A 12,035-nucleotide genomic window follows, 5' to 3' on the forward strand; every position below is an offset into this window, starting at 1 on the left:
CGGGTTAACGTTTCGAATCGTCCTGATTCCGCCAATCTGCCAGAAGGTCAAGCGCCTCTCGCATGATTCGCATGAAAAAAGCGAATCAATTACCCGACTTAGCCCGTTACGCGCCATTTGGACGCGCAACGACGCTTTCTCAATTCACTCGCTTCCAACTAAGCTCGCCCCGCCCTGCCCGAGGAGACGCCAAACCCTTCGATTAGCGCTTCCGTGGCCTGCACATCCTGGAATTGCGCCTGAATTTCGATCAGATGCCGATAGTTTTCGTCTGTGGGATCGGTGGCGAGCGCCGCTTCCGCCTGTTTCAGCTCCTTATGTAAGGTGCGCGCGCTGCGCTGCAAGTGCAGCGCCTGGCTGAAAGCATCGCGGGCATCTTCAAGGGCGGCGGTCTCCAGCGCCGGCCATTGCCGCATCCGCCGGATCAGCCCGACGGCCCGCTCCCAGATCTCGGCGCAGCCGGCGCGTTCGATCGTCGCAATCACCGCCTGCCGGTCATTGGCCATGTCGTGCGCCATCGCGTCGAGAATCGCTCCATGCAGCCGCCTCAGATCGGAGTTGGCGAGATCGAGGAACTCGATATGAGCGAAATTCTCGTCGATCAGCGCCGGATGGTTGACCAATGCGACGATGATCGTCGCCTCGCGCACCGACATCCCTTCGCCGCCGCGTTTGACCAAAGCCGACTGGCCGAGGCTTTCGGTGATCGCCATGCGGCCGCTGCCGGCCTTGGCGAACTGCCCGCCGGGCGCGGCCGTCTTGCCTTGGCCCTGTTTCCAGTCTTGCCGACTTTGCCTGGTGCCGCGCTGCGAGCCGAAGAAGCTCAGCACACGCTCGCGCATCTCCTGCTGGTAGTGGTAGCGCAGGCTTTCGTCGCGGATGCGGCTGGTCAGTTCGCGCAGCGTCTTCTCGAGCTCGGCCCGCCGCTCCGGCGTATCGAAGACGCCGCCCGCCGTCTCACGCATCCATAAAAGGTCGACCAGCGGCCGCGCCTCGGCCAGAACGCGACGAAACGCATCCGGTCCTTCGGCCTTGACCAGATCATCGGGATCCTTGCCTTCCGGCAGCAGCGCGAAGCGCGCCGAGCGCCCGGCCTGCACAGACGGCAGCGCCATATCGGCGGCCCGCCACGCTGCCTTCAGCCCGGCCTTGTCGCCGTCGAAGCACAGCATCGGCTCCGGCGCCATGCGCCAGAGCAGTTCGAGCTGGTTCTCGGTAAGCGCGGTGCCGAGCGGCGCCACGACGTTCTCGAAGCCGGCCTGCGCCAGTGCGATGACGTCCATATAGCCTTCGACGGCGATGACCGTCCCGCCCTTGGCCAAGGCCTTGCGGGCGCGGGCGAAATTATAGAGCACATTGCCCTTGTGGAAGAGTTCGGTGTCAGGCGAGTTCATGTATTTGGCCAGCGCGTCCGGCTGCAGCGCACGGCCGCCGAACGCGATGATCTTGCCCCGGGAATCCGGAATCGGGAACATGATGCGGTCGCGGAACCAGTCATAGGAAACCGGGATGTCGTCGCCGTGGCGCACCAGTCCACAAGCCTCGATGTCGGCCTTGGGCACGCCCTTGGCGGCGAGATGCTCCTTCAGCGCATTGCGGCTGTCGGGCGCAAAACCGAGCCGGAACGATTGCTGCGTCGCCGGCGTCAGCCCGCGGTCTCTGAGATAGGCGCGGGCTTTGGCGCCTTCCGGCCCCTGCAGCCGTTCCTGGAAGAAGGCGGTCGCAATCTCCATGACGTCGGTCAGGCTGGCGCGTTCCTTTTCGCGCCGCTCCTCCTGCGCATCGCGAACCGGCATCGGCACGCCGGCCATATCGGCGATCTTTTCGACCGCTTCGGGAAAGCTCATCCCGTCGAGTTCGGTGAGGAACTTGAAATGATCGCCCGAGACCGAGCAACCGAAACAATGGTAGCGGCCCTTTTTGTCCTCGCAGTGGAAGGAGGGGCTCTTCTCGCCGTGGAACGGACAACAGGCCCAATAGTCGCCGCGCGGCGCGTTGGTTTTCTTCCTGTCCCACGCAACGCGCTGGCCGATAACCGATGAAATCGGCACGCGGTCGCGTATCTCGTCGAGGAAGGCGGGTGGAAAGCGCATCGGGGAACTCGTTTCCCGATTATATAATCATACCCGCGAAATCCGACGACCCTTAATGCGGGCCATACCCGGTTTCCACAGGCAAAAGAGGCGGCCGTTGCGGGCCGCCTCTTTCCAATATCCGCCTGGGGACCGCTTAATGCGCGGCAAGCGCGCCGAAAATGACGCCGGAGAGCACACCGACCAACACATAGTCGTTGCCGACGCGGATCCATTCCTGGCCGCGGCCGGGACGATGCAGGCCGTAGCGGCCGTAGTCGCGGATCGGCTGGTGCTGTCTCCAGCCTGAATATTTATGGCCGTTGCGCCAGTTGTTGCGCTTCACGATGACCTTCTTATGGATGACGCGCTTCTGGATGAAGCGCTTCTTGACATCCCTGTTGGTGGGCTTTTGCCAGTCGACCCGGCTGTAATTCGACTGCGGAGCGTTCGGTGCATTCAGCGGTGCGGCTTGGCCGGTGAGCGACGTAGCGGCCAGCATCGAGAAAGCGAGTGCGGAAAGGACAATGCGTTTCAAAAGAAGTCTCCTTGGTTGTCGATGCCAGAGGAATAGCGGGCCACCGATGAACCGAAGCTGAACGCCTGCATTACAATTGTGTAATGATTTCCTTTATTTACCCAATAGAGCTGAACATAATCGCAAAGGCAGGAGCCGGTCGCGCTGCTAACTCTGCCTATCCGTTGCTTCGAGCCCGCCCCGCAATGCAACCATTTGCGCGTCCGTCCATTTTCCGACACCGCCCGTCGCGCTGCAACGGCCCTTGAAATCGACAAGATTTTATTATCCGGCTAAAATATTCGAGTTATTATAAGTCACCGCCATGAACATGATTCGTACCCTCGTTTTCCCTTCTGATCGCCACGCCAAACAGGACGCGCATCCTGTTTGCATGCGGGGGGCGAAATGAGCGGGTCCGTCGTCCTTCTGCATCTGGCCGGCGCCGTGGCGCTGATGCTGTTTGCCACCCGCATGGTGAAGACCGGCGTTGAACGCGCCTATGGCGACGTGCTGCGCCATCGCCTGCGCGCCACCATGCGCAATCCGATCATGGCGGTGCTGGCCGGCACCGGCCTTGCCATCGCCCTGCAGAGTTCCACAGCCGTCACGCTGCTGGTCGGCTCCTTCGCCGGCTCTGGCATCGTCTCGGGCGCCGCGGGCCAATTGGCAGTGCGCGGCGCCGAGATCGGCTCTGCGCTGGTGGTCAAGCTGCTGACCTTCGACCTCACCTTGCTGGTGCCGCTGTGCCTGATCACCGGCACGGTCATGTTCATGGCCACCGAGCGGCGCGACTGGCGCCAGACCGGCCGCATTCTGGTCGGCATCGGCCTTTTGATCCTGTCGCTGGAGATGATCGGCCAGGCGTCTGAGCCGCTGCGCAACAGCCAGCTCATGCCGGTCATCATCAACTACTTCTCGACCGATTCCATCACCGCCTATCTGCTGGCGGCGCTGATCACCTGGCTGTTCCAGTCGAGCATCGCGGCGGTGCTGTTGATGGCGACGCTGGCAGGCCGCGGCCTGATCACGCCCGAACTCGGCGTCGTTCTTATCCTCGGCGTCAATCTCGGATCCTCGATCATCGCGCCGATGCTGACCCGCTCGTCGAGCCCCGAAGTGCGCGTCGTGCCGATCGGCAATCTCCTGATGCGCGGGCTTGGCTCGCTTGTCATGCTGATCCTGGTCATGATCTTCAGACCGCACTTCGCCTTTCTCGGTTCGACGGCGGCGGACCAGATCGTCAATGCCCACATCCTGTTCAACGTGCTGATCCTGCTCGCCGGCCTGCCGCTGGCAGGGTTCGTCTACCGCGCCTCGGAGAAGATCGTCGCACTTGGCACCAAGCCCGTGCCGGCCGCCTCGCTTGACGTCGTCGAACTGTCCGCGCTCAACGAAAGCGCGCTCGACGTGCCGAGCCAGGCGCTGGCCAATGCCACCCGCGAGGTGGTGCGGGTCTGCGAGACGATCGAGATCATGCTCAAGCGCATCATCGAGCTCTATGAAAGTGCCGATGCCGACAAGATCAAAGCGCTGGCCGCACTCGACGACCGCGTCGACCGCAGGCACGCGGCGATCAAGCTCTACCTCGCCAAGTTGACCAGGAATCCGCTGACCGAAGACGAGGCGCTGCGCTGCCAGGAGCTGATCGGCGCCTGCGTCAAGCTGGAGCAGGTCGGCGACATCATCGTGCGCAACATGCTGGTGCATGTGAAGAAGAAGTTCGAGCGCGGGCTGGAATTCACCGACGAGGGCTGGAGCGAGCTGTGCGCCTTCCATGGCTCGGTGCTGGCCAATGCGCGGCTTGCCTTCAATGTGCTGGTGTCGCGCGATCCCGAGACTGCCCGCCAGTTGGTGCTGGAAAAGGACCAGCTGCGTGACCGCGAGAAGGAAACCAGCGCCAGCCATTTCGTGCGGCTGCGCGACGGCACCGCCAAGAGCGTCGAGACCAGCTCGATCCATCTCGACACCATCCGCGACCTGAAGCAGATCAATTCGCTGCTGGCCTCGATGGCCTATCCGGTGCTCGAAGAGCGCGGCCTGCTCACCGGGTCGCGGCTGAAGGCGAGCTGAGGCGTTGAACTGCCGATCTCCCCCCTCGTGGGGGAGATGTCCGGCAGGACAGAGAGGGGCGCCGTAGAGCGCGGCCATTGATATACCGCCCTTTGATTTGCTTGATTTGTCACCCGGCTTCAGTCGAGCGGGAAGTTTGAAAGGCTGGCGGGACAGCGCCCCCCTCTGGCCTGCCGGCCATCTCCCCCACAAGGAGGGAGATCGGCGCTTCATCGCCGCGCCCCGATGAAGAAAAGCTAAACCAGCGCCAACAATTTCTGGATTGCCCGCAAAGCCCATCCGTGGTTTGAGGCGCTTTGCTCAGGATCGTTTTCCCGCCATGTCGCTTCCGCTCATAGCCCTGTTCATCGCCGCCTTTGCCTTCGGCACCACTGAATTCGTCATTGCCGGCGTGCTGCCGCAGGTGGCGCAAGGTCTTGGCGTTTCGGTTCCCTCGGCCGGCTATCTCGTCTCCGGCTATGCCTGCGGCATCGCCATCGGCGGTCCGCTGCTGGCGCTCGCCACCAAGTCGCTGTCACGCAAGAGCCTGCTGCTCGGCCTCGCCATCGCCTTCACCATAGGCCAGGCGGCTTGCGCGCTGGCGCCCGACTTCACCTCGATGCTTCTGTTGCGCATTGCCGTGGCGGTCGCGCATGGCGCCTATTTCGGCGTCGCCATGGTCGTCGCCGTCGGTCTCGTGCGCGAGGACCAGCGCGGCATGGCTGTCGCCGTCATCCTGTCCGGCCTCACCGTCTCCAACGTCATCGGCGTGCCGGCGGGCACCGCGATCGGCAACATCTGGGGCTGGCGTGCGACCTTCTGGGTGATGTGCGCGCTGGGCGTGGCGGCAACGCTTGCCATGGCAGCCCTGTTGCCGCGCACCACCGGATCGTCGGTCAGGCCCGCCGGTTTCGCCCGCGAGGTCCGTGTGCTGGCCCGCCAGCAGGTCTGGACCTCGCTGATCCTGATGCTGATGCTGATGATCGGCCAGTTCGGCCTGTTCACCTACATCACCCCGACACTGCTTGAGGTCACAGGGCTCGACGAGAACCTGGTGCCGTGGGTGCTGCTGCTCAACGGCGTCGGCGCCACCCTGGGAGTCTTCCTCGGCGGCAAGCTCTCCGACTGGAAGCTGATGCCGTCATTGATCACCATGCTGGGTTTGCAGGCGGTGACGCTGGCCGTCATCTATGCCGTCAGCCCCTACCCCCTGCCGATGGTTGTCGCGATCGTCGTCTGGGGCGGTCTCAATTTCGCCATCGGCACGCCGATCCAGACCCGCATCCTGGCCTGGACCGCCGACGCCTCGAACCTCGCCTCGTCGCTCATTCCGTCCGGCTTCAATGTCGGCATCGCGCTGGCCGCGTCGCTGGGCGCCGCCATGCTCAACGCCGGCTATGGCTACCGTAGCCTGCCGCTGCTTGGCGCCATCGCCATGCTGGTCGCTATCGCGGTGGCGCTCGCCTCCTATGTCTGGGAAGGGCGCAGCAACGCCACGCCGCCGCTGACGGCCCCAGCGGAGTAGGTCACGATCCGGAAAAGGGGACGCCGGTTTTCCGAAAAGATCGTGATCAACCAAAAACACTTCACCCGCGCCAGCGCAGCAGGCGCATGGCGTTGGCGGTGACCAGCACGGTGGCGCCGGTGTCGGCCAGGATCGCCGGCCACAGGCCGGTGATGCCGGCGATGGTGGTGACCAGGAACACCGCCTTCAGCCCGAGCGCCACGCTGATGTTCTGACCGATGTTGGCCATCACCGCCCGCGACAGTTTTATCATGCGAGCGACGTCCGTGACGCGGCCATGCAGGATCGCCGCATCCGCCGTTTCCAGCGCCACATCGGTGCCGCCGCCCATCGCGATGCCGATGTCGGCGGCAGCCAGCGCCGGCGCGTCGTTGATGCCGTCGCCAACCTTGGCGACCTTCAGCCCCTCGCGCTGCAATTCACCGACGATGCGCTGCTTGTCCTGCGGCAACAGCTCCGCCCGTGCCTCTATGCCGAGGGAAGCGGCGATGGCTTCGGCGGTGCGGCGGTTGTCGCCGGTCAGCATCACCGCGCGGATGCCCTCAGCCTTGAGCGCCGCGATCCCGGCCGCCGCATCCGGCCGCGGCTCGTCGCGCATGGCGATCAGCCCGGCCACCATGCCATCGGCAACAAGCACCGAGACGGTCTTGCCCTGGCCGTTGAGGCTGTCGACGGCAAGGCGCTGTGCTTCGGTCATCACCGCGCGTTCGCCCGCCGCCTGGCCGGAGCCGAGGAAGACGGCAACGCCGCCAACGCTGCCCTCGACACCCTTGCCCGAGATCGCCTTGGCCGCCAGAGCCGGCGGCACCGGTGCCTTGTCGGCCTTGGCCCGGTCCAGGATCGCCATCGCCAACGGATGGCTGGAGCCCTGCTCCAGCGCTGCCGCCAGCGCCAGCACGGTGCGTTCATCCCTTCCATACGCCACAATGTCGGTGACCACGGGCTTGCCTGCCGTCAGCGTGCCGGTCTTGTCGAAGGCGACCGCCGTGATCCGGCGAAAGCCTTCCAGCACCGCGCCGCCCTTCATCAACAGGCCGCGCCTCGCCCCGGCCGCAAGGCCCGCGGCGATTGCCGCCGGCGTCGAGATGACCAGCGCGCAGGGGCAGCCGATCAGCAGGATCGCCAGGCCCTTGTAGATCCATTCGTTCCAGTCGCCACTGGCAAGCAGCGGCGGCAGCAGCGCCACCAGCGCGCCGACCGCCAGCACGGCCGGCGTGTAGTATCGCGAAAAACGGTCAATGAAGCGCTCTGTCGGCGCCTTGGCCTCCTGCGCCTCCTCCACCAGCCGCACAATTCGGGCGATGGTGTTGTCGGAAGCGGCCGCCGTCACCCGCACCTTGAGCACGCCGTCGGTGCTGATCGTGCCGGCAAAGACGGCGTCCGCGACGCCCTTGCGCTTCGGCGTGCTCTCGCCGGTCACCGGCGCCTCGTCGATATCACCAGCCCCCTCGACGATCTCGCCATCGGCGGGGATACGATCGCCCGGCCCCACCACGATAACGTCGCCGACGGCAAGATCTTCGGCGGGAACCTCCGATGTGCCGCCTGCCCGCTCGACAAGTGCTGTCTTCGGCACCAGATCGGCAAGTCCCTGGATGCTCGCCCGCGCGCGGCCGGCGGCGACACCTTCCAGAAGTTCGCCGATCAGGAACAGCACCACAACGGCGGCTGCCTCTTCCGTAGCCCCGATCATCACAGCGCCTATCGCCGCGATGGTCATCAGCATCTCGATCGAAAACGGCGTGCCGGCCAATGCCGCCATCAGCGCACGCCGCGCGATCGGCACCAGGCCGACCAACAGGGCGGCAAGGAAGACCCAGCGCTCGGCCGCAGGAAGAAGATGGCCGATGCCGTAGGCGGCGAGAAGCGCTGCCGCGCAGGCCAGCGTCAGCACGGCACGGCGGGAGCGCCACCACGCCTGCCCCGGCGCCGCATCGCTGTGATCATGATCAGCATGATCATGATCCTTGGCCACTGAAGCACGCCCATCGGCCCCGCCTTCCGCCTTGACGATGCCGTAGCCCAGCCGCGCCACCTGCCGCAGCACCTTGTCGTCGTTGAGCCAACCGCTGTGGCTGACCGTCATGCTGGCGCCGGTCACCGAAACCGAGACATCGGCGACGCCGTCGAGACGACGCACCGCCGTATCGATCTTGGCCGCGCAAGAGGCGCAGTCCATGCCGCCGATCTTGAACCGTGTCTGCCCGATCGTTTCCTGCTTGAGCGGCGTCGTCATCACATTACCTGCCTGTCTTGCCCGCGCGGCGTCGCCGCATGGGTCTTGAATGCTGATGTCAGGCACTATAATTGCTCTAGTCACTAGAGCTTCAAGGGGAAATTTCATGTTTTCGATCGGTGATCTCTCACGTCGCACCGGGGTCAAGGTGCCGACAATCCGCTATTATGAGCAGATGGGCCTTGTCGCCGCACCCGAGCGTTCGGAAGGCAACCAGCGCCGCTATTCCAGGCAGGAGCTGGAGCGGCTGGCCTTCATCCGCCACGCCCGCGACCTCGGCTTCGCCGTTGACGACATCCGCTCCCTGATCGACTTGAGCGGCCACCCCGAGCAGCCCTGCGGCCACGCCGACAAGATCGCCGAGGAGCAACTGATCTCGGTGCGGGAAAAGATTGCCCAGTTGAAGCGACTCGAGGCCGAGCTCGAACGCATCGCCACGTGCTGCAATGGCCAGACGGTCGGCGACTGCTACGTCATCCGCGCGCTGTCGGATCATGCGCTGTGCGCCGATGAGCATGGTTGAGACACATCCTACAGCTCGATCCGGAACCGCAAGCTTTCCGCCCCGCCATAGGCGGCGTCCTCGAAGAAGCGTTCGACGAGCTTGCCGCCATTGGCCAGGATCACCTTGTGCGAGGCCGGATTGCCCGGCTTGGCGGTGATCTCGACGTGAGCCATGCCGACCGCTCTCGCCTCGTCCAGCATCAGCCGCAGCGCCTCGGTGGCGTAGCCGCGCCGCCGCTTCCACGGCACCACCGCATAGCCCATATGACCGAGCACATGCGGCGGCAATTCCGACGTGCCCTTCTGCCAGCGAAAGCCGATCGAGCCCGACGCCTCGCCGTCCCAGATCCAGCGGCGGAAGCCCGGTAGGCGCGGCACTTTTTTGCCGTCGGGCAAGCTGATCGGGCCGCCCTTGGCCTGGGGATCGTCGAGGTCGGCAAGAAAGGCCACGGGATCCTTTTCGATGGCCGCGAGCTGCTCGCGCGTCGCCTCCATCAGCCGCACATTGTCCGGCGACCAGCCACGTTCGAGCGCCGCCTGGTAGGATGGTAGATGTTCGAGCGCGGGTTTGACGATTTCGATCATGGTGCACCGGCGGAGACGCGACACCGGCAAGATAGCATCCCTGCCCGGGAAGCCACGATCCACCAAGGAGCAGCCTCTTACGACAAGGGCCGCGTTTACATAGCTGGAAACGCGGCCCCGATCTTATGTCCTTGGGAGGACTGGAGCTCCGGCGCAGGCGCGCGGGAGTACCCTTATGCGAAGTCAGGCGATGTCGAAGCGGTCGGCGTTCATCACCTTGGTCCATGCCGCCACGAAATCCCTGGCGAATTTCTGGCTTGCATCCGCGGAGCCATAGACCTCGGCAAGCGCACGCAACTGGGCGTGCGAGCCGAAGATCAGATCGGCACGGGTGCCGGTCCACCTGACCGCCTTGGTCTTGCGGTCGCGCGCCTCGTACACCTCTTCCGAACCCGGAACAGAGCCGGCGGCCGGATCCCAGACCGTGTTCATGCTGAGCAGATTGACGAAGAAGTCGTTGGTCAAAGTGCCCGGCCTGTCGGTGAACACGCCGTGCTTCGATCCGCCGGTATTGGCGCCGAGCACGCGCAGACCGCCGACCAGCACCGTCAATTCCGGCGCGGTCAACGCCAGCAACTGCGCCCGGTCGACCAGCATGGCCTCGACCGACATCGGCTGCTTGCCCCTGACGTAATTGCGGAAGCCGTCGACCTTTGGCTCGAGCGCGGCAAAGGAATGCACGTCCGTTTGCTCCTGCGAGGCGTCCATGCGGCCTGGCGTGAACGGCACCTTCACCTCATGGCCTCCGTCCTTCGCGGCTTTCTCGACCGCGGCAACGCCGCCGAGAACGATGAGGTCGGCCAGCGAGATCTTTTTCGCGCCGGTCTGTGCCGCGTTGAACTCCTTCTGGATGGCTTCCAGCTTCGCCAGCACCTTCGACAGTTCCGCCGGCTGGTTGACTTCCCAATCCTTCTGCGGCGCCAGTCGGATACGTGCACCGTTGGCGCCACCGCGCTTGTCGGAATTGCGGAACGTCGAGGCCGAAGCCCAGGCGGTCGAAACCAGCTCGGAAACCGACAGGCCCGATGCCAGGATCTTCGCCTTCAGCGAGGCGATGTCCTGCTCGCCGACCAGTTCATGGTCGACCGCCGGGATCGGGTCCTGCCAGATCAGCTCTTCCTTCGGCACGAGCGGGCCGAGATAGCGGGCGACCGGACCCATGTCGCGATGGGTCAGCTTGTACCAGGCGCGGGCGAAGGCGTCGGCGAACTGCTCCGGATGCTCGTGGAAGCGCCGCGACACCTTTTCGTAGGAAGGATCTACCCGCAGCGCGAGATCGGTGGTCAGCATCGCCGGCGCGCGGCGCTTTGACGGATCGTGCGCATCCGGAACGGTGCCGGCCCCGGCGCCACCCCTTGGCGTCCACTGATGGGCGCCGGCCGGGCTCTTGGTCAGTTCCCAGTCGAAGCCGAACAGATTGTCGAAGAAATTGTTGCTCCACTTGGTCGGCGTCGTGGTCCAGGTCACTTCGAGGCCCGAGGTGATGGCGTCGCCGGCAATGCCGGAAGCATGCTTGCTCGACCAGCCGAGGCCTTGCGCCTCGATGCTCGAGCCCTCTGGCTCCGCGCCAACCAACGACGCATCGCCGGCACCGTGCGTCTTGCCGAAGGTGTGACCACCGGCGATCAGCGCCACGGTCTCCTCGTCATTCATGGCCATGCGGGCGAAGGTCTCGCGAATGTCGCGGGCCGAGGCCAGCGGATCCGGCGTGCCGTTCGGCCCTTCCGGATTGACGTAGATCAACCCCATCTGCACGGCGCCGAGATGGCCGCGAAGTTCACGGTCGCCGGAATAGCGCTTGTCGTCGAGCCACTTGGTTTCCGAACCCCAGTCGACGTCCTGCTCGGGCTCCCAGACGTCAGCGCGGCCGCCGGCGAAGCCGAAGGTCTTGAAACCCATCGATTCCAGCGCGACGTTGCCGGTGAGGATCAGCAGGTCGGCCCAGGAGATCTTGCGCCCATATTTCTGCTTGACCGGCCACAGCAGCCGGCGCGCCTTGTCGAGATTGGCATTGTCCGGCCAGCTGTTGAGCGGTGCGAAACGCTGCTGGCCTGCCCCGGCGCCACCACGGCCATCGCCGATCCGGTAGGTGCCGGCACTGTGCCAGGCCATGCGGATGAACAGCGGCCCGTAATGGCCGAAGTCGGCCGGCCACCAATCCTGCGAATCCGTCATCACCTGGTGCAGGTCCTTGATCACCGCATCGAGATCGAGCGACTTGAATTCCTCGGCATAGTCGAACTCTTCGCCCATCGGATCCGAAAGGTTCGATTGCTGATGGAGAACGCCAAGATCGAGTTGGTTGGGCCACCAGTCACGGTTGCTCCTGCTGGAGGATCCGTGTGCAACGGGGCATTTGCCGGCGCTGGGATCATCGGTCTGTGCGTCCATGTTCTTCTCCGATCGTGGCTGTGTTGAGCTGTTCAACTGCTGCGTGACAGGGACATAGAAATGTCCCTGGAGGCGGTCCGTTTCATGGCTGGCGCGATGACCATATGCCCGATACGCGACCGAATATGTTGGATGTCCTGTTGCTGCGGGCAT

The 12,035-nt window shown here is 64.6% G+C and carries 8 protein-coding genes; 3 read left to right on the forward strand and 5 right to left on the reverse strand.

Annotated features, from left to right (window positions below; genetic code table 11):
• Nucleotides 1-158 precede the first annotated feature (158 nt).
• On the reverse strand, nt 159-2,093 hold the full coding sequence (gene dnaG / locus NKJ04_RS20910; RefSeq protein ID WP_352677277.1) for a DNA primase: 1,935 nt from the start codon (nt 2,091-2,093) through the stop codon (nt 159-161).
• Nucleotides 2,094-2,229: 136 nt separating this feature from the next.
• Nucleotides 2,230-2,610 carry an RcnB family protein gene (locus NKJ04_RS20915; RefSeq protein WP_352677278.1) on the reverse strand — a complete coding sequence of 127 codons (381 nt, stop codon included), beginning with the start codon at nt 2,608-2,610 and terminating at the stop codon, nt 2,230-2,232.
• 387 nt (nt 2,611-2,997) lie between these two features.
• Between NKJ04_RS20915 and NKJ04_RS20920 the strand changes: the two genes are divergently transcribed.
• Nucleotides 2,998-4,662, forward strand: coding sequence for a Na/Pi cotransporter family protein (locus NKJ04_RS20920; RefSeq protein ID WP_352677279.1), 1,665 nt, complete (start codon nt 2,998-3,000; stop codon nt 4,660-4,662).
• Between the two features lie 319 nt (nt 4,663-4,981).
• Complete coding sequence (locus NKJ04_RS20925) at nt 4,982-6,166, forward strand: MFS transporter (protein ID WP_352677280.1); 1,185 nt, start codon at nt 4,982-4,984, stop codon at nt 6,164-6,166.
• Nucleotides 6,167-6,227: 61 nt separating this feature from the next.
• Here NKJ04_RS20925 and NKJ04_RS20930 read toward each other — a convergent pair whose 3' ends face one another.
• Nucleotides 6,228-8,402 (reverse strand): heavy metal translocating P-type ATPase, encoded by a 2,175-nt coding sequence (locus NKJ04_RS20930; RefSeq protein ID WP_352677281.1) that lies wholly within the window; start codon nt 8,400-8,402, stop codon nt 6,228-6,230.
• Nucleotides 8,403-8,508: 106 nt separating this feature from the next.
• Here NKJ04_RS20930 and NKJ04_RS20935 point away from each other — a divergent pair, with 106 nt between their 5' ends.
• The gene (locus NKJ04_RS20935) at nt 8,509-8,925 is read left to right on the forward strand and encodes a MerR family transcriptional regulator (RefSeq protein ID WP_023809674.1); all 417 of its coding nucleotides are present in this window, start codon (nt 8,509-8,511) and stop codon (nt 8,923-8,925) included.
• Between the two features lie 8 nt (nt 8,926-8,933).
• On the opposite strand, the gene NKJ04_RS20940 is transcribed toward NKJ04_RS20935, so the two are convergent.
• A complete protein-coding gene (locus NKJ04_RS20940; RefSeq protein WP_352677282.1) occupies nt 8,934-9,491 on the reverse strand; it encodes a GNAT family N-acetyltransferase in 558 nt (185 codons plus the stop codon).
• A 183-nt stretch (nt 9,492-9,674) separates the two neighbouring features.
• The gene (gene katG, locus NKJ04_RS20945) at nt 9,675-11,882 is read right to left on the reverse strand and encodes a catalase/peroxidase HPI (protein WP_352677283.1); all 2,208 of its coding nucleotides are present in this window, start codon (nt 11,880-11,882) and stop codon (nt 9,675-9,677) included.
• Nucleotides 11,883-12,035 lie beyond the last annotated feature (153 nt).

Origin of the sequence: Mesorhizobium sp. M0618 (genome assembly GCF_040320765.1) — a bacterium.
Classification (GTDB): domain Bacteria; phylum Pseudomonadota; class Alphaproteobacteria; order Rhizobiales; family Rhizobiaceae; genus Mesorhizobium.